The organism is Thalassolituus maritimus (assembly GCF_900156675.1).
Taxonomy (GTDB): Bacteria; Pseudomonadota; Gammaproteobacteria; order Pseudomonadales; family Oceanobacteraceae; genus Thalassolituus; species Thalassolituus maritimus.
Genome location: NZ_FTOH01000007.1, coordinates 1 through 19,086, shown reverse-complemented (window position 1 = coordinate 19,086; position 19,086 = coordinate 1). Strand labels below are relative to the sequence as shown.

Here is a 19,086-nt window from a genome sequence, read left to right as displayed (position 1 = left end):
GGTACAAACTAGCGCTGACAATTGAACCCACGTCAGTTAGAATGCGGGATATGAAGGGATATTACCTGTGTCGGTGAGCTGGGCGCCCCCGTTCGATTCCGCCTCTGGGCACCACTTATTTCTACAAAGAGCCTCGCTATATGCGGGGCTTTTTGTTGCCTGAAAGAAACACCGCCACACGTGTCGGTGAGCTGGGCGCCCCCGTTCGATGTCCGCCTCTGGGCACCACTTTTTTCTACAAAGAACCTCGCTATATGCGGGGCTTTTTGTTGCCTGAAAGAAACACCGTCACACGTGTCGGTGAGCTGGGCGCCCCCGTTCGATGTCCGCCTCTGTGCACCACTTATTCGAAAAGCTCGTACAGAAATGTACGGGCTTTTTTATTGCTTACAAGAAAGGGAAGCACTCCATCGAACTTGTTCGATTCATCAAAGACATCCCTGGCTTTGCCCCTCCGGCCGTGCAAATCTGATCCCATCAGATTTGTCCGCCTATTCCAAAAGCCTGTACAGAAATATACGGGCTTTTTTTATTGCCTGAGACAAACCACCGCGACGTATGGTGAGCAGAGCTGCCTACAGCCGTGTATTGCTTGATGATAGATCGACCCACACCACTTCAACGAAAAGTTCCGTAAAAAATATAGGAACCTTTAGATAAATACGCGTACAGATAAGTAACCTCATTGATTTTGGAGTATGTATGTTTATTTCTTCTGGTTCACTGAAACCGTCACTTCTGGCAGTCGCGACGTCGGCTTTAATTCTGACTGGCTGCGGTGGTGATAGCAGCAGTAATGATGATGACGGCGAGACCGGTAAAGTATCCATGAGTGTGACCGATGCGCCGGTAAATTCAGCACTTGGCGTATATGTTCAGTTCTCTGGTGTTGTTCTGATTAAAGATGATGAAACACAGGAAGAACTGACGTTCGATGAGCCAAAGCAGATTAACCTGTTGGATTATCAGGCTGGCAACAGCGTGGAACTATTCACTGACTTTGAAGTTGAAGCAGGTGAATATTCACAGATCCGCTTGATGGTAGACACCGAAGGAAATAGCGATACTTATATTTCATTTGCCGATGGCTCGTTTGAGCTTGAGATTCCAAGCGGCGAGCAGACGGGTCTGAAACTCGTCAGTGGTTTCACTGTGACTGCCGATGAGTCAGTCTCTTTCATGCTGGACTTCGACCTGCGTAAGGCGATTACAGTGACAGGTACCGGTGAATACAAGCTTCGTCCGACGATCCGTTTAATTGATCTGGCCGATTACGGTTCAATTACCGGCACCTTATCTTCTGAACTTTGCAACAGCGAAGACACGAAAGCCGTGTATGTCTATGAAGGTGAGGTTACAGAACCAGACGACCTGGGAACCGATGACGAGCCAGTGGCAACAGCGTCAGTCGATGCTGAACTTTCGTACACAGCGTCTTACCTGACACCAGGCGATTACACTGTCGCTGTGACATGTCAGGCTGAACTGGATGATCCGGAAGTGGATGACGAAGAATTTGGTCAGGGCGAAGGTTTCAGCTTCGTAAGTGCGGTAGTTACCATCGAAACCGACGGTACAGTAACGGTAGATGCTAACCCTGAATAAGCGTTTCGACGCAAGTTATGGCACAAGGAGGTGCCACTACACCCCCTCCCCTTTTCAGCCCACTAACATCACCAACATGAGTATGCTGGCTGACGCGAACGCACCGATAATGTGAACATGTAAAAACGCCGGTTGGCTGAGTTCTGTTTCTTCCATTGCCCGCAATCCTGAAACCATTGAACGACTGTTTATAGTAAGAACCATGAGCGGTAATTCTTCCAGATACAGTCTGTGGCTTTTTGTTGTTTGCGAGCCTTACATTCGGTTACGTCGTCAAAAAATCGCGCACTGCAGAGATCTCTTCGTCCGACAATAAGGCCGGCGCATGACCCGCGTTAGGAATAGTGACATGGTAGGTATTCTGCCGCTCACACATACGTGCCAGCCCCTCCTCGGTCAGGAGGTCTGATTGCTCTCCCCGGATCACCAGCACAGGGCAGGATAGCAACTTCCAGATACCGGTCAGATCGATATCCTCACTGAGACCGTCAAACGCATTACTGATCGCGGGATCATAGGTCAGCCGCCAGTTACCTGATTCGTCCTTACGCGCAGCGTGAGTCGCCATTGTGCGCCACTGAGCATCGGTCAACTGACCAAACCCGGCAGCAATGACACGCAGATAGTCTTCTACCTCTCCCAGTGACGAAAAGGCAGGCGCTTGCCCAACATAATCCGCCAACCTTTTTAACCCAGCCACCGGGATCTCGGGGCCGATGTCATTAAGCACCAGACGGTCTATCTGAGTCGCCGGACTGGCTGCAATCATCATACCGATCAGGCCCCCCATTGAAGTACCGAGCCAGTCAAAACGGTCTTCGCCTGTGATGTCTGCGAGGTGAGTCATCAGCTGCTGCATAAGGCTGACATAGAGCGGATATCCGTAGTGACTAGGGTCGCTCAGCCAGTCGCTGTCACCGCGGCCGATCATATCTACCGTGACCACACGATAATGGGAGGCGAGCGCAGAGGCTATTTCGTCAAAATCATGGCGATTTCGGGTAAGCCCGTGAACACAGATCAAAACAGGGGCTGCCTCAGAGGCAGATCGCTGCCACATCTGGAAAGCCAGTTGCTTACGACCTTCGGGTGTCTCAACACTGTAGAAGTGAGTGTGGGTTTCCAATGCCATGGACGATTCCTCTGAGGGCTATGTGTTCAATGTTACACAGCCCGGGAAGCCCGGCAAGGTAAAGCCAGCCTGTAATTGATCTCAGTCGCTGACTTTCTGTTTCAGCACCAGTGGGCTGACATTACGGCTGACGAGAATGTCCTGAGCTTTATTGAGTTTGGAGCGGTCGGTATAAGGTCCGACAAATACACGGTGCCAGGTTGAACCATTGACCGCACTGCTTTCAAGGTAAGCGGGTAAGCCTTCGAGAATCAGCTCTGCACGCATACGGTCCGCATCACTGTCTGAGCGGAACGAGCCTGCCTGAAGACGATACTCATACTTGGCGGCAGCGTCTTTTGGGGTCGATTTGTACTCTTCGACGTCAGGTACTTCAACGGTCTGCTTTTCCAGCAGGCGGTAAAAATCATAAGAAGGTTTCACCTTACTCTCGATTATAGCCGCGTCTTCGCGAGCTTTTGCCGCGCTTTCTTCAAGTACTTTACGCGCATCACCACGAACGGCTTCGAGTTCGTCGCCCGCCGGAATCGTCGAGAGATAAAAAATAAAACCGACAAAACCGATAGCGATAGCGGGTGTGGTTACCCACACCCAGGCCGGTACTTTAGAGCTGTTATCAGACATCAACTTACCCAGGGAAATACTTTCGCGATCACACTACCATACTCTTCCGGTATTACTGTGACCGATTACATTTCTTCCGGTGCACTGACACCCAAAAGATACAGGCCGTTATGCAGAACCTGACGCACAGACTCCGCCAGAGCCAAACGCGCGTTACGCAGGTCGGCATCATCTACCAGGGTTTTCTCTGAGTTGTACCAGGTGTGGAAATCACCGGCCAGTTCTCTCAGGAAGTTAGCAATCTGATGAGGTTCGCTCGCATCGGCGGCGCGACGCACGACTTCAGGGAAGCGACCGACCTTAACCATCATTTCTTTTTCTGTCTCAAGCGTCAGAGCGCCCAAAGCCGCAAGTCCCGTTTCAGCATCCCAGCTCTGACCTGCTTCAGCCAGTTTGCGGAAAATCGAGCATACCCGCGCATGCGCGTACTGAACGTAGTACACAGGGTTGTCCGACGACTGAGAGCGCGCCAGGTCGATATCAAACGTCAGCTGACCATCGGCCTTACGGGCTGCGAGGAAGTAACGGGTGGCATCGCGACCGACTTCGTCGATCAGATCACGCAGAGTAACGTAGCTGCCCGCACGCTTGGAGATCTTAACTTCTTCACCACCACGCATCACTGTCACCATCTGGTGCAGTACATAACCCGGCCAGCCTTCTGGAATACCAGCCTTCAGCGCCTGTAGACCTGCACGCACACGGGTAATGGTTGAGTGGTGATCGGCACCCTGCTCGTTAATTACGCGAGTAAAACCACGCTGCCATTTGTTCAGGTGGTAGGCCACATCCGGTACGAAGTAGGTGTAACCACCGTCTGTTTTACGCATTACACGGTCTTTGTCGTCGCCAAAGTCGGTGGTGCGCAGCCAGAGAGCCCCGCCATCTTCGTAGGTGTAACCATTTTTAATCAGCGTCTGAACGGCTTCTTCGACTTTGCCCTCGGTGTAGAGCGAGGATTCAAGGAAGTAGACATCAAAGTCGACACCGAAAGCTTTCAGATCAAGATCCTGCTCGTTCCGCAGGTAGGCAACGGCAAAGTGGCGGATACCTTCAAGGTCTTCAGCGTCTTTCGTGCCTGTGAAGCTCTGATCTTCAGACGATACGGTATCACCTCGCATAAAGCTTTCGGCGAGATCGATGATGTACTCTCCGCGATAGCCGTCTTCCGGCCAACTAGGGTCATCCGGTGTCAGGCCTTTGCAGCGCGCCTGTACTGAAAGGGCCAGGTTGTTAATCTGCTGACCTGCATCGTTGTAGTAGAACTCGCGCGTCACATCCCAGCCGGTTGCTTCGAGCAAGCGGCACAGGCAGTCACCGACCGCGGCACCACGACCATGACCGATATGCAGTGGCCCGGTTGGGTTGGCCGACACAAATTCGACCTGCACCTTTTTGCCCTGGCCAACATCAGAGCGACCATAGTCGTTTTTCTGATCCAGAACGGCCTTAACCAGTGACGACGTTGATTCATCACTCAGATAGAAATTGATAAAACCTGGGCCAGCGATTTCGGTTTTTTCGACGAGGCTGCTTTCTGGCAGCGCATCGACCACCAGCTGGGCAAGCTCACGTGGATTCTTACCAGCAGGCTTTGCCAGCATCATCGCCAGATTGGTTGCCAGGTCACCGTGTGCTTTATCGCGGGTGTTATCGACCTGAATTCGCGGTTCAAGGTCTGCTGGAAGTACATTCTGCTCTTTCAGAACGCTGACAGCGGCACTAAGTAACTCGGCAATCTGAGGTTTCATATTGAGATCCGGCCCGGAGAAGTGTGTTATTCAGAAGGGGGCGGATTATCGCAAAATTAGCGCAAAGGTTGAAGCACGCAACTACGTCGATAATGGCGCCGTTACCAGCACCGTTAATAACGCCAGCAACAGTGCCTGAACCGCGGCGCGAGGCAGCTTCAGAGAACGGTCAGGAATGACACGCCGTACAGACCCGAGAACCCGGGCCTGTCTCCATCGGCAGTAGTCCCTGACATCACCCGGGATACGCGGTACTTGTGCATATTTCGCAACAGGTCTTTGGCCGATAACTGCTGCTCACAGCTGTCACCGTAGAGGCTTCGATGAAGCTCCGGTAGTCGGTACCAGGGCACAGTGGGTTGCTCATGATGGGCATTATGATAGCCGAAGTTCAACACCAGCAAGTTCAACAAGGCGGAGCGCCCCAAGGGGTTAGAATAGGTGTTCTGCTGTTCGAATTCAGCATCAGGACGGGCATGCCCATCGGTGCTGCCGTAGGCGACATCATAGGTGTGCTGGTGCATGTCCATAAATCGAAGCACGTGAATCATCAGGACATACGCGAGCGCATAACCCAGCAAAGCCCAGGGCGATATCAAAAACAGAATGGTAAACAGACAGATCCTGACCAGTAACGTCTTCAGCACATACCAGCGTCGGTGCGCGTGCCCCGGAAACACAAAAGGCGCGACGATCACCAGCCCGTGCATCATCAGATCCACCGTCGGAAGGTAACACCACTCCAGTATTTCCACTGTCCTGCGCAGGACAGGATGCTTCTTAAGCCAGGCCTTGTAATCTACCGCGACCACATCCATACGTTGCACATGATGCCTCATATGACTCTGGCGTAACTCCCGATAGTTTGAGTAGCAGGCCCCGGTGAGCCAGGCCAACAATAGTCCCAGACGCTCATTCGTTTCAGGGCGGGCAAACAGAGCATTGTGTGTGAGGTCGTGAATAAGGTACGCCGCAATGATCAGAGCATGTGCAAGCAGCAGGGTTCCCACCAGCCAAAGGGCGATATTCCCTAGCGAGAGAAGAAACAGCCCTGATGAATACCCAAGAAGAACGTACGTCAGGGCGATAAAACTGGGCACAAATGCATCTCTGTAGCGCAGTGCCAGCACCTGTCTTGAGAACCACATACGCATCCCTCCCCTGTCCGTCGGTGCCAGAAGTAAAGGCACGGGGTGTTTCGCGATCAGGCATGACTCAGGTCATGACCTCTTTCCAGAATACTCCTGCTGTAAGTGGTATGCTGTAAATTCAATGAAAATGCCACTTTGTCCGGAAGTCAGGGGTCATCGGATTGAATTTTGGTAATACGCTCACGCGCCTCGGCCTGCTCAGGTTTTCGGTCGCTCTGATCTGGCTCGTACTTCTGTTCTGGCTCGCATTCGTGGGCTTTAATCTGCCGCCCATCATCTGGTGGGTGCTCGCAGGCTATATCCCACTGATCGCCCTACCGTTCTGGCAAGCTTCAAGACGAATGGGGCAAGACGCCCTGTTGCTGAATATTGTCGCCGAAACCCAGCTGATGACAGCACTGCTGTTTTTCAGTGGAGGGGCGACAAACCCTGTGATCTCGTACTTTCTGGTGTTGATGGTTGTCTCGGCCTACAGCCTTAACCGCTATCGAGCACTCATAGTGGCCGGCACACTGATTCTGGATTACAGCGTACTGACGCAGTGGTATACACCGCTGGCGATGGGCATGGATGGTAAAGGCTCCTTGTTTGACTGGCACCTTGGGGGCATGTGGCTGACCTTTGTTCTAAGTACTCTTATTATCGCCGCGTTTCTGCCCGCACTGGTGCGTGATCGACAACGACATGTTGTTGAGATTCAGGCTCTGCGGGAGCGACAACTAAAGAACGAGCAACTCATTGGTATCGCTACGCTCGCGGCAGGCACCGCTCATGAAATGGGCACACCCCTGATGACCCTGGATATGCTTCTCGACGAAGCCACCGAACACGAGGTTAGCGATGAAGATATTACGGTCATGCGCCAGCAGGTGGAGCGTTGCCGACATTCACTGCAGCAGCTGGCAATGGCGGGCCGACAAAGCAACGCCCATTCAGAACACGATGCCGAGGAGTGGCTATTACGCCAACTCCACCGCTGGCGGTTGAGTAAACCCCATGCCTTATGGGATGAGCTGGATTGCAAGGCAACCGCTCTCATTCCGGCGTCTCCGCTTCTTGATCAGGCATTATTAAACCTGCTCGATAACGCCGCCGAAGCTGGGCAGAGACCCGTGCAGTTGCGTTCGCGCGCAACCTCTGACTTCTGGGAACTCGATATTATTCAGCCAGACCCGGAAGCAGCCAGTCACATCAGCGAAGAGGCTGTATTTGCCAGTCAGAAAGAACACGGGATGGGAATCGGCCTTTACCTGAGTAATGCCAGCATTGAGCAGTTTGGAGGCAGTATTCATCTTAAAGCCCTGAATTCGGGCGGAAGCCTGAGTCACTTGAAACTCCCCATCGTGACGCGGAGGGTCAACGTATGACATTACGTTATCTGATCATTGATGATGATGAACATTTCGGGCGGGTGCTTTGCCGCAGCCTTGAACGAAGTGGCGCTGAAGCGACCTTCATCCGTAGCCCGGACGAGCTGGATAATCTGAACGACCCTGCAAATGCCCCACAGCGAATCATCCTTGATCTACGGCTTGAGCACAGCTCTGGTCTTGATCTTATTTCTCCAATGAAACAGCGCTGGCCTGATGCGTCGATTATCGTTCTTACAGGCTATGCAAGCATTCCTACCGCAGTCGAAGCCGTGAAGCGTGGGGCCGACAACTATCTGCATAAACCTGCAACATTGCAGGATCTTATTTCTACTTTTGAAGGCAAGCCTGTAGGTGATCAGCAAGCAGAGGTGATGAGTGTCGACAGGATGGAGTGGGAGCACATTCAACGAGTTCTGAATGAAAACGACGGTAATATTTCAGCGACCGCCAGAGCCTTGAATATGCATCGCCGGACCCTGCAACGAAAACTCCAGAAATATGCTCCGCGCTAATATTTTTTGAGTATTTAAAATACTGTTCAGTAATTGAAATACGAGTCTTCGTCGAAAGTACTTAACCAACGAGGATGGAAGCTGACCATACCGGCGATAAACATCCCGTTCGTTATCCCCTCAGGGAACATCATCAAGGGGAGCATCCTGAGATAATCCCGCCAGATCTGCTCCAGAGTGTAAATACCTTCAAACCAGTACCAGCCGGACACGGAGCAGGCATAGACAACCTGTGTAAATCCAGCATTGAGAAAGCCTGCCACGAGAATATAAATAAACGGATTGTGTGGCATCCGCTGATAAACATTCAGAAAAAACTGATAGGCGGCGAATACCGGAATTGCCGCACCCAGCAGGAAAGATAACGCCCAGGCCTCCGGCTCGATGACACCAAGAAACACCATCACAACCAGTACAACAGCCATATTTAATAACGCCAGGCGCCACCCCATCAGTAGCGTCAGCGCCGTGGCTGCAATAATATGAAAATCCAGCCCCGGACGAACTCCCGCCCGCATAAACCAGAATCCGGACACGACCAACAGGCTCCCGAGAAAGAAATGCTGTACGCCGGAATGATGCGAAAATGCAGCCCAGTTGATGGTTTTGATCGTATAAAAAAGGAGGGGGGCCGATATCAGCCAGGAAAGAATTAACGCAGTATGGCTACTGAGTTCAGAGATCATTAGTCACAGAGCTCCAATGAATAAATCAAAGCATCTTCCCTGCCGTCGGGGTGAGGATAATATCCAGGCCTCCTGCCGACCTCATTGAAACCAAGCGACTCATATAGGCCGATGGCACTCTCATTTGACTCACGGACTTCGAGAAAGAAAGAAATAATACCTTTCTCCTGCAGCCACTGACTTACACGTGCAAGCAGTGCTTTACCGTACCCTCGCCCCTGCATTTCAGGCCTGACGCTGATCATCAACAACTCTGCCTCATCAGCCACAGCAGAGATTACCGCATGTGCGGAATGCTCACCGTCGACCTCCAATACCCAAACGGAATCTGGCTTGCGCAGGTAGCGCGTCATGATTTTTTCTGACCATGGATACTGATGAGCGGCTTGCTCAATTTCCATCACCGTATCAAGGTCTTCTATCCCGCCTACCCGGATATCAGTCATAGACCCCTACCGTTCTGCCAGAGCATACAATGACAGCCACAGAGCACGCTTGGCCGATGCTGAAGACATCAGTGCTTCCAGATCAGGAATATGAAAGTGCTCTTTAACGTCTATTCTGTTCATCCAGCTCTGAGCGTTTTCACCGACGGTAATAACGTACCCGGCGCCCTGACTGCTGAAATACTGCCATTGAGCTTTCAGAGCCTGAACCGCAACAGCTTCACTCTGATCCTGATGACGAGACTCTATAAAGGGCCAGCGGAAAGATACTGGCTGAGGCACCACAGACGGCTTCATTCCAAACGCGGCCAGCACCCTACCGGCGAAAGGAGTTACCTGCTCAAGTGGGATATTCGCATCAACAACCCAGATTCCTGACCCGCTCAGTTGCATAAACTCCAGAGCAAACCTCGGCGGTTCGCCAGAGGAAGCAGAGGGAAGAACTGGCGCAACTCTTGTCTGCCCAGTTACTTCTGAACTAACAGGTGTCAGAGGCTTAGTCTCTGTAGGGCTTGCTGGCTCTGATGCAGCTTCGTTGGCGATTTCTGCCGCCACCTGAGGATGCGCTGGCATAGGTTGGCCGGCCCGCAACAGATCCGCTGCAGCAACCGGGCGCGCATGATCGTGCGTCGACTCGATGTGAATATGCTCATGACGCTCCGACGGCGAGTCCTCAGCCATCCAGCGAGACGCTGGCGCATGAGGTAACTCCCGTCTGGGCAACCACACTGTGATGCCCATCGACTTGAGATAATCGACCCGACGCTGCTCTAACATAAGCGGTTAAACGCCGTCGTTCTGAGGGTGCGTTCGATCGTTAGTACTGACCAGCAGATTCAGAGCATGAATATAGGCCTTCGCCGATGCCACAACGATATCGGTGTCAGCACCACTACCATTCACAATACGCCCCGCTTTCTCAAGACGTACTGTCACCTCACCCTGAGAGTCGGTGCCTTCAGTAATAGCATTCACAGAATACAACAGCAGATTGGCTCCTGACTTCGCAACTTCCTCGATCGCTCTGAGAGCGGCATCAACAGGGCCACTACCTTCAGCCTTGCTGCGATGCTCGGTGCCCTCTTTGCTGATAACGATTTCGCTAACAGGCGTCTCGCCCGTAGCCGAATGACTCTCGAGCGATACCAGGCTGTATGTATCTGGCAGAGAAGCCGAGCGGCTCTCTGTCACCAGAGCTTGCAGGTCTTCGTCGAAGATCTCGTGTTTTTTGTCTGCAAGGTCTTTGAAGCGTGCGAACGCATCGTTCAGAGCGGCGTCTGTTTCGAACGTGACTCCCAGTTCCTGCAGACGACTGCGGAAGGCAGCACGCCCGGAGTGCTTACCCATAACCATGCGGTTTGCGCCCCAGCCCACGTCTTCAGCTTTCATGATTTCGTAGGTTTCGCGGTGTTTAAGTACACCGTCCTGGTGAATACCGGATTCATGGGCGAAAGCATTAGCGCCAACAATCGCTTTATTCGGCTGAACAGGGAAACCTGTAATGCTCGAAACGAGTCGCGACGTCGGCACGATATGAGTTGTATCAATGCCAGTCTCGATGTTGAACAGATCCTGGCGGGTTCGGGTCGCCATGACCACTTCTTCAAGAGACGCATTGCCCGCACGCTCACCCAGACCATTGATCGTACACTCGACCTGACGAGCACCATTGGTTACTGCAGCAAGGGAGTTTGCTACTGCCAGCCCCAGGTCGTTGTGGCAATGCACTGAGAAAATCGCTTTGTCAGCGTTCGGAATACGCTCAATCAGAGTGCGGATGGTATTACCAAACTCTTCCGGAATCGCATAACCCACGGTATCAGGAATATTGATCGTACTGGCACCGGCATCAATAGCGGCCTCAATAATGCGACACAAGAAATCGATTTCTGAGCGACCCGCATCCTCACAAGAAAACTCGACATCTTCGACCAGTCCACGCGCCTTCTTCACCGCTCGCACTGCTTGCTCAATTACAGCGTTTGGCTCCATACGGAGCTTGTACTGCATATGGATCGGAGAGGTAGCAATGAAGGTGTGAATACGAGCCCGCTCAGCGTTTTTCAATGCCGCTGCAGCTTGCTCTATGTCACGGTCAACTGCCCGGGCAAGACTACAGACAGTACTCTCGCGAACGGCAGAGGCAACGGCCTCAATGGCAGCAAAGTCTCCGGGGCTGGCGGCAGCAAAGCCAGCCTCCATAACGTCGACGCGCATTTTTTCGAGCGCTTTGCCGATGCGGACTTTTTCTTCTTTGGTCATTGATGCGCCCGGGCTTTGTTCGCCGTCACGCATTGTAGTGTCGAAAATAACCAGGCGATTCTGCTGGCTCATGAGAGACTCCGATGCCGATGATTCAGTCGTACAGTATACGCCTGATCATCGGACATCGCAGCAAAGGAAGGTTAGCGGATTGGAGTGGCCGTCAGGTTAGCCTGAATATCCGCATTCTGAACAATAATCTGACTGATCAGCGTCTGAGGCGTGCTGTCTGGAGTCGCTGCAATCTTCAGACCATCGATGTTCAGCTGTTTGAAATGAACCCGACCGAATACAGCAAAGCCGAGTGGGCCATTTTCAGCAATTGAGTCAGTGCCAGAGAAAGGTACGTACTCGCCGTTAACCAACTTAACAAGATTGCCATCGTCATCACGAACAGCGGTTCTCGCAACATCCAGAGCAAGGTCAATATTAAGACCGTAATCATTGCCACCCTGAGGACCATCCTGAGTACTGAAGTTATCAAGTGTTAAAGTAGTACCGTTTTCCTGAGTCCAGGAGAAGCGGTTACCTTTGCCAAGGTAGCGATAATAATTAGGGTCGTTCACGTCAGTAGGAGCCTCAGCAAACTTGGCTTTCACTTTAATCGTCAAACCCTGATCACCGCGATCTTCAAAACGGCCGCCGTCCAAACCACAAGACGTGGCATCACTACCGGAACCGCCAATACATACCTGACCAGCACCACCCGACGCTACTGAAATCGTAGTGCCATCCTCTAGACGCTCGAGCGTGAAGGCACCTAAATTATCACCATCATCTCGTGAGCCGAAGATAATACCGCCCTCGATTTCACCCGTCGCACTGTTGTACTGACCAACCTGGATGGTCGACCACGTCAGCCCTTTGTTGAAGGTCAAACCGTCTTCGGTTACGTCGATGGACGCACCGCGCATGTGGAGGTCATAGGTTACACCTGTTAACCAAACACCACGACCGAACTCATCAACGGTAATTGCAGCATCGCCATCAGTAATACGCAGGTCACCGTTGAGTGTCAGACCTTGTGTACCGCCCACACCGTCACTGTTAATCTGACCACCTGGTGCAATCGTCAGGTTACCATTGAGTGTGAAACTGTATGATGGGAATACTTCCATCGCCAGAAGCAGCTCAGTACCACCCATGTAAGGTGAGTCCATTGCTTCTTCTTCACTAGTTCCAACAGTTACGCCAGAGAAGCTGTACTCACCGCGCAAATCTTTGAAGTCGATACGTAAGCCATCGTACGTACCAACCTTGTTTTCACGATCGTAACCTACATTTTCGTCGAACTGACCAGTCGCAGAGTTGTAAGGGTTGGCATAGTAGTCAGAGGGCAACGACGCCATATCTGGACCAGAGGTAAGATCAAGTGTTACCTCACCTTCACCCCAGCCGTTAAAGCCATTGAAGTAAACCCAGTTACCGTCATCATTCATTGCGAAGTAGGTGTTACTCTCCGCGGCAGTTTTACCAGCGAAGTTGCCTGGCGTCGTGAAGTCACCACCATTTGGGTCAGCCAGTGGATCTGCAGATACGATATTCCAACCCACTTGTGCCGTCACACCCTGCTGAGTTGAACCATCAGCACTTGCAATATCGCCGCCTGGGAATAAATGCAGATAGTTTTTACGCTCAATCCCATCAACTAAGCCATCCTGGAAAAGCACCTGTCCGCGGAAGCTACCCAAAGCTGCTCCGTTTTCATCACCAAGTACCAGGTCATCTAAGCTGAATGAGAAGGTCAGATCTTCGTAGCGCAGTGCCAGATAGGGATTATTAGCATCGTCTTCTTCAAAGTCGAGAGTCAAACCAGACTCTGTACTGAAGTCGCCACGGAAGTTACGAGCAAGAATCACGTAACCATCATCAGTGTACTTAAACGCAGGACGATCATCGTCATCATTGATGAGAGTAAGCGCAGGAATGAAGGTAATACCCTCACCGATGTCTGCACCACCACCTTCGATAGTGAAGGTACCGTACGCCTCGAGATCGATACTCAATGCGCCGAACGTATCACCAAGCAAATAACCTGCTGAATCAGGGTCACCGTAGTCACCCACCGCAAGATTAGGATCACTAGACAGGCCAATAGCCGCTGCCTCATAAGTCAGGCGTAAGCCTCGGTTATCAAAGGTACCGAAATCGAACTCGACATTACCCTCATTAACGATGAGGCGACCGTAGTTAATGATGGCTGACATCGCCAGATCATCAATAATCCACTCCATACCGTCATCACCAAAGTGAAGACCGTCGAAGAAAACGCCTACTTGAGAACCATCAAATGCAAGATTTCCGTTACCGTCATCGCCCATATTCAGACGAAATACACCAGTATCGTCAGAAAAATCGTCTGCGGTCCCGCCATTACTGTAGGCCTGAGTAGCACCGCGAAGGCTGAAGAAATCATTAGTAATACCAGTGGTGCCGGTCATGCCAACGCCGCCAACGGTAAACTCGCGAGCACCAAGCTGATTGAACAGATTAAGAGTACCGTTAGAGTCAATATCTATCGTCGTTACCGAGGCAGAGCCAATACTCGAGTTGATATTGATGTCACGCATATTAGCCGCAACACCGTCCTGGCTGTAGCTGATTTCACCAATATCCAGCTGCCCTGGGTCAAGCTCAATCGTCACGCCAGACTGACCAGATACATTCGCCATGGTCTCATCATCAAGCGCTTCTAATGCCGATACTGATACAGCCTGAATCGCGAGTGTGAGCGCACTTAACGTCAAAGTAGTATTTTTCATAATCAATCCACCGGAAACAGGAGTAAGTTACCACCGACAGTGATATTGCCGTCTAGCTGAACACCAAATATCTCGGTTTGACGAAATGCAGTTCCATCCTGAAGAGGCACACCGAATTCACCGTTGTTAGCCACAGCGAACTTAAACTTAAAATCGTTGAACGTAATGGTCCCTGGCAGCCCGATTTTTAGAACCTCATCGTCAACCGCTTTTTCTTCGAAGCCACCATCAACCCAAACGTCATAGTTTGTTGCAGTCGTCAAAGTTTCCGTCTGAAGCGTTAGTCCTTCAAAGGACATGCCGCCAGAAACGTCATCCAGAACGTACCAACCTTCACTGTTCTCATTCAATTTGATAGCGAGACGCAAACCACAGATCCCGTTTTCGCATTCTTCAGAGCCAACGATGTTACCGGCGCCGTCGAATATAGGACGGGTACCTGGAGTGAAGCCTGAGACCTCATTAGGATCGTCCCAAAGGGGTCCACCATCTTTGTTGATCGCGAACTCACCAGAGAGATAAACACCACCCTTACCGGAGATTTCGGACAAATCGAAATCATCAATCGCTTCCATCTCGGCCATTGACGAAGTTGCGACCATCAATGTGGATAGAGAAAGTACTAATTTATTAATTGTCATTCTGACCTCCACCTATTACAGGTCGCGACTGGTAACTTTAAGGTACTGAGCACGCAAACCATCGACAGTGATTCTACCGAGGCTAGCGTCCGGACTGCTGCCCATCCGCACGTCACTGATTGATATAAAGCTCTTCGGTGAGTTTTCATAGTAATCATCATAGAAAGCTTGCATGTCTTCCTGGCTAGTGGTGTCGACATCATCACCAGGACGGAGCTTGGTCAGCTCAAATTCGAAGTTACCATCCGACGTAGCAGACAGACGCATTGGCTGAATCTCGCCGTAACCCAGGTTAAGACTGACAAACATGTTATCCAAGTTTAGAGTAGAAGCCTCCTTGGCTACAGGATCATTGTCACAAACCGAAGGATCACAAACACTGATATCCAACTCTTTGATAAATAGATTCAAGCGAATCTCAGCATTCAGCTCATCGTCACCCTGCTCGTCAGGAGCAGACCAAAGACGGAACGCAGTTCCATCGATAAACAGCCCTTTCATGTTGATATCGATGTAGTCGGTACGTGGGCTGGTTGAGCCATCAGGATTTACTGAGTTCACTGCGAATTCGAAGGATGCACCCACATCCAGGCCATCCCTGCGCTCCACACCACTTGCCAAAGCTATTGAAACACTTTCGATACCATCTTTTGTTTCTCCCTTGCGCGTGATCAGGCCACCGTCGCACGAGCCAAAGTCACTCGAATCCAGACCACACAGCACCTTGAATTCTTCTACATTATTGACCGCTTCAATATAAGAGCCTGCTGGCCCAAAACTCTCAGAATCATTATTAGCAGCAGCCAGATCTTTACGTGCTTCAATAAGATCGTTATATGCATCCTGGCGTACCGACTGCTGTTCCTCGTAGGAGTCGTAAGAATCGTTGTATGCGGTCCGAGCATTCCGACAAGCACCTCCCCCGATTGCGGGACATGCGGAACCATTCAATCCGGTACAATTATCGCCAAACTCACAATCAGCTTGAGGTCGAATAGCCATAAAAGCTTCATAAGCATCGAATGCCGTAGTCAGACGCTGACCGAGCTCAACAACCTCGGCGTCGTATTCCGTTTGCTCCTGTGCAACAGTGGCCTCCTTCGGAACAATTTCACTCAAGTAGTAACTATTCATCTGATTTTCTAGTGCGCTTAATGCCAGAGAATAGGTATCTACAATTTGCGCTCTGGACGAATTCAGGGCATCAATTTCATTTGTAATCGCCTGCACTGCGACTCCGTTAGAGCCAACCGTTGCCAAGTCGTCACACCCAGGCTGCCCCCAAACACACCCCTGATAGTACGAGAATGTGGCAAAAGTTGCGCTATTCTGGACATCTGATTGGTACTCATCAGCTGCAAGTTCAAGTAGAGCCAGTTCATTGTTAATCTGACCGTACTTTTCGTTATACAGAGGATCATTAGGATCGAGGCCACCACTGCCTCGTAATGAGCGAATGACGTACGGATGGAGGTAACTGCCAATCTGCCCTGGAGTACGAATGGAGCCCTCTTCACTGCCTTCCCCCATAACATAAAGGCTAGTCCACTTAATATCGATCTCTTCGCCCGCAGAGCTTTGTATGCCTGTTACTGAAAGCTCAGCTCCTTCCGTGTCCAAAACAAAATCTTCAAGGGCAAACCCAAGCCCCTCACCAGTTGCCGCACTCATCTGGCTATCATCAAGAGCCTGCAAGTCAGCAAATGCCGCAGCAGAGACAACCATCGAGGTGATTAACATAGATCGCAAGATTTTCATAATTAGCACCCCTTCAGGCTACCAACACAGGTAGCCTGACGTGGCGTACCGTTCGTTGCACTGAACAAATCAAGGTTGAGTGGATACTTCACACCAGAGCCAGAATCGAATTTAGCGATATTCAAAAACGCTCCTCTCTGAGTTAATACGCGATCACTGCCTTCGATACCCGAAAAATCTTCCCACGGAACAGAAGTAGTCTGAAGAGATACAAACGCACCTGTAGCTCCGCCGCCATTCTCAAAGTCAACACTTTCATCGCCGACATAGACACTCTGAAAGTTAGTTAGAGGGAAACAAGCGGGAGTACCCGTAACAGTACAGTCTTCTGACCCAGTAAGCGCGGGAATAATAAATTCAAGCGCAGAACCTGGAGCTGTGAAGCTCCTACCCCCCGGAACACCCGCCCAGGAAGCTCGTTTAAGGTAAGGGACGTCCAGATATGGGCTATCGGGGTTTTGAAGCTCACCATCTTCATTTAACTCGCGACCAGCGCCATAACTATAACCAGCGGTACCTACAGCACCATCAACCAAGTCGATTGTACTTACCAACTGCGTACCCAAAGCATCTGCCAAACCTAGTTCAATACATTGCAACCAACTCGCAGTACCCTGACCATTACAGTTCTGGTCATATACCACCGAGGCAGGCCCTTCAATACGGCCATTCAAATTACCTGTTAAAGAGATAAGATCTCCTGACAACCAACCCTGAGCTTCCGAGAAGCCGATACGTACTCCCGCAACCTTCCGAACACCGTTCTCTACTTTATACGCAAGTTCAATGTAGGGATCACGGATCTTAAACTCTTCGATACTGGCATTTACTGCATCTTTATAGTTGGTTACCCGGCCAAGGCCGAAGTTCTCAATGATCAGATCAGCATCATGAGCCACCAAGTTCCCATTTTGAGTCACAGGGTTACCTTGGGCGTCGGTCATCGGCACAGTACCGTCTTCACCTACTGTCCGCTCAAACTCACCGACCTTAAGTGTGTCGATAGTCATCAGGGTTTCAATATCTAAGCCTAGATTCACCTTGGTGAACTCGTACTGCCCTGCCCATTCACCAGTGCCGTCACTGTATGATGATGCATCGATAGTGATAAATGCCTGGCCAGACACATCAGCCATTTCCCGGTCGCTGATAGCCTCTAAAGAGCAGACTGGCAAAGACAATGCTGTCATTGCGATTGTTAACGGATGGCGGAGAACGTTTTTCACTTCACGACCTCATTTGTCGGTCAAGAGACACCGTTTCGACTGTAGAACCAGTCTACATCAGGACAGATAGATACTCGGTGACAGCTTGTTTTTATTATTGGAATACTCGTTACCTATAGGATATTCGTTAGGGATTTTGCTTCAAGAGGTAATAGCGGTACGAGCGTACTCTTTACAGTGAGAAGACGTTTACGAGCCGTCGATTTCGAGCATCAGCGGCATAAACCCATAGATAGACGCCATTTGTCTCATTATGAACCACAATAGCTAAGGCAAGCGGTCCAGCCTCTGAAACTCAGTATATAGCCAAGTTAGGCGTTTGGAACGCTTATCCACGGACAGGTTCATAGAGGCGCAACGCGAAGCTTGCGGGATTGTTTTTCTCGGGCAATGCCCCCCCCCTGACCGCGTAAGCAATCAGGGGTTTTGAATAGATTGGAGTCGCATCCGACGGGGACGCCTAGTTCTTGACGATGACCTCAATGAGTCCAAAGCTACGCTTTGTCTGGCTTCGCCAGGGCCTGCCCCATGAACGCAGTGAGTGCTGTGGGTACGCCTATGGCGCTCAAGGCTGGCACCTTCGGTGCATCGCCGTCCACATGACGCTCGTGACCGCCATAGATGGCGCGGTCCGACGTATCTGAAATGCCGGTTATGCAGGATGCAATCACCGGCATGCCCGATAGGTAGTAAAAGTGATTATCGTATTCTACCCAATACCCCAGCAGGCAACCTGGCATAAACCCTAGATAAGAAAAAACCCCTGACCACGTTAGTGATCAGGGGTTTTGAACAGACCGGGGTCGCGCCCGACCTTGACGTGTTCGGCAAGCTCGCAATGAAAAAAGCCCCGATAGCGTCAGCTATCGGGGCTTTCGAATAAGAGCTTGACGATGACCTACTCTCACATGGGGAGACCCCACACTACCATCGGCGATGCTGCGTTTCACTTCTGAGTTCGGAATGGATTCAGGTGGTTCCACAGCTCTATTGTCGTCAAGCAAACTGGCTTTTTCACTTCTTCGGTCTTATCGCTACAGCGTGCCAAAGTGAAAAAATAAGGTTGGATACATGAGTCGAGATTCTCTCGCGAACCGGCGGCTGCCTGTTCGTGTCTTTAACTGTTTATACACCAGTTTGGGTGTTATATGGTCAAG

At 51.0% G+C, this 19,086-nt stretch carries 16 protein-coding genes and 1 rRNA gene; 3 read left to right on the top strand and 14 right to left on the bottom strand.

Annotated elements, in window-relative coordinates; all coding sequences use genetic code 11:
- Positions 1–702: 702 nt before the first annotated feature.
- Entirely contained in the window at positions 703–1,605 is a 903-nt protein-coding gene (locus BW941_RS11685; RefSeq protein WP_084188901.1) for a DUF4382 domain-containing protein, read from the top strand.
- 265 nt (positions 1,606–1,870) lie between these two features.
- Here BW941_RS11685 and BW941_RS11680 read toward each other — a convergent pair whose 3' ends face one another.
- The 4 genes from BW941_RS11680 to BW941_RS11665 all read right to left on the bottom strand — a co-directional run bounded on the left by BW941_RS11680 (position 1,871) and on the right by BW941_RS11665 (position 6,260).
- Complete coding sequence (locus BW941_RS11680) at positions 1,871–2,737, bottom strand: alpha/beta fold hydrolase (protein ID WP_076516282.1); 867 nt, start codon at positions 2,735–2,737, stop codon at positions 1,871–1,873.
- Between the two features lie 81 nt (positions 2,738–2,818).
- The gene (locus tag BW941_RS11675; protein WP_076516279.1) at positions 2,819–3,361 is read right to left on the bottom strand and encodes an SPOR domain-containing protein; all 543 of its coding nucleotides are present in this window, start codon (positions 3,359–3,361) and stop codon (positions 2,819–2,821) included.
- Between the two features lie 65 nt (positions 3,362–3,426).
- Positions 3,427–5,112 carry an arginine--tRNA ligase gene (gene argS, locus BW941_RS11670; RefSeq protein ID WP_076516276.1) on the bottom strand — a complete coding sequence of 562 codons (1,686 nt, stop codon included), beginning with the start codon at positions 5,110–5,112 and terminating at the stop codon, positions 3,427–3,429.
- Positions 5,113–5,270: 158 nt separating this feature from the next.
- A complete protein-coding gene (locus BW941_RS11665; protein ID WP_076516684.1) occupies positions 5,271–6,260 on the bottom strand; it encodes a fatty acid desaturase family protein in 990 nt (329 codons plus the stop codon).
- Positions 6,261–6,424: 164 nt separating this feature from the next.
- Here BW941_RS11665 and BW941_RS11660 point away from each other — a divergent pair, with 164 nt between their 5' ends.
- Both BW941_RS11660 and BW941_RS11655 read left to right on the top strand, forming a co-directional pair.
- Positions 6,425–7,630 carry an ATP-binding protein gene (locus BW941_RS11660; RefSeq protein WP_076516273.1) on the top strand — a complete coding sequence of 402 codons (1,206 nt, stop codon included), beginning with the start codon at positions 6,425–6,427 and terminating at the stop codon, positions 7,628–7,630.
- Positions 7,627–8,148: a response regulator transcription factor gene (locus BW941_RS11655; RefSeq protein ID WP_076516271.1), complete on the top strand. Its 522-nt coding sequence runs from the start codon at positions 7,627–7,629 to the stop codon at positions 8,146–8,148. The genes BW941_RS11660 and BW941_RS11655 overlap by 4 nt, the downstream gene beginning before the upstream one ends.
- Before the next feature lie 26 nt (positions 8,149–8,174).
- Here BW941_RS11655 and BW941_RS11650 read toward each other — a convergent pair whose 3' ends face one another.
- From BW941_RS11650 to rrf, 10 genes are all read right to left on the bottom strand, one after another.
- Positions 8,175–8,834 (bottom strand): energy-coupling factor ABC transporter permease, encoded by a 660-nt coding sequence (locus tag BW941_RS11650; RefSeq protein WP_076516269.1) that lies wholly within the window; start codon positions 8,832–8,834, stop codon positions 8,175–8,177.
- On the bottom strand, positions 8,834–9,280 hold the full coding sequence (rimI, locus tag BW941_RS11645; RefSeq protein WP_076516267.1) for a ribosomal protein S18-alanine N-acetyltransferase: 447 nt from the start codon (positions 9,278–9,280) through the stop codon (positions 8,834–8,836). Before rimI ends, BW941_RS11650 begins: the two co-directional genes overlap by 1 nt.
- 6 nt (positions 9,281–9,286) lie before the next feature.
- A complete protein-coding gene (locus BW941_RS11640) occupies positions 9,287–10,057 on the bottom strand; it encodes a hypothetical protein (protein ID WP_139325831.1) in 771 nt (256 codons plus the stop codon).
- A gap of 6 nt (positions 10,058–10,063) precedes the next feature.
- A complete protein-coding gene (locus BW941_RS11635) occupies positions 10,064–11,614 on the bottom strand; it encodes a 2-isopropylmalate synthase (RefSeq protein WP_076516263.1) in 1,551 nt (516 codons plus the stop codon).
- Between the two features lie 71 nt (positions 11,615–11,685).
- A complete protein-coding gene (locus tag BW941_RS11630; protein ID WP_076516261.1) occupies positions 11,686–14,304 on the bottom strand; it encodes a DUF6160 family protein in 2,619 nt (872 codons plus the stop codon).
- A 2-nt stretch (positions 14,305–14,306) separates the two neighbouring features.
- Complete coding sequence (locus tag BW941_RS11625; RefSeq protein ID WP_068439146.1) at positions 14,307–14,945, bottom strand: DUF6160 family protein; 639 nt, start codon at positions 14,943–14,945, stop codon at positions 14,307–14,309.
- A gap of 15 nt (positions 14,946–14,960) precedes the next feature.
- Positions 14,961–16,703 (bottom strand): hypothetical protein, encoded by a 1,743-nt coding sequence (locus BW941_RS11620; protein ID WP_076516259.1) that lies wholly within the window; start codon positions 16,701–16,703, stop codon positions 14,961–14,963.
- A 2-nt stretch (positions 16,704–16,705) separates the two neighbouring features.
- Positions 16,706–17,929 (bottom strand): hypothetical protein, encoded by a 1,224-nt coding sequence (locus BW941_RS11615; RefSeq protein ID WP_245820098.1) that lies wholly within the window; start codon positions 17,927–17,929, stop codon positions 16,706–16,708.
- 494 nt (positions 17,930–18,423) lie between these two features.
- Positions 18,424–18,669, bottom strand: coding sequence for a hypothetical protein (locus tag BW941_RS11610; protein WP_076516255.1), 246 nt, complete (start codon positions 18,667–18,669; stop codon positions 18,424–18,426).
- A 145-nt stretch (positions 18,670–18,814) separates the two neighbouring features.
- A 5S ribosomal RNA gene (gene rrf / locus BW941_RS11605) occupies positions 18,815–18,930 on the bottom strand.
- Positions 18,931–19,086: the final 156 nt, after the last annotated feature.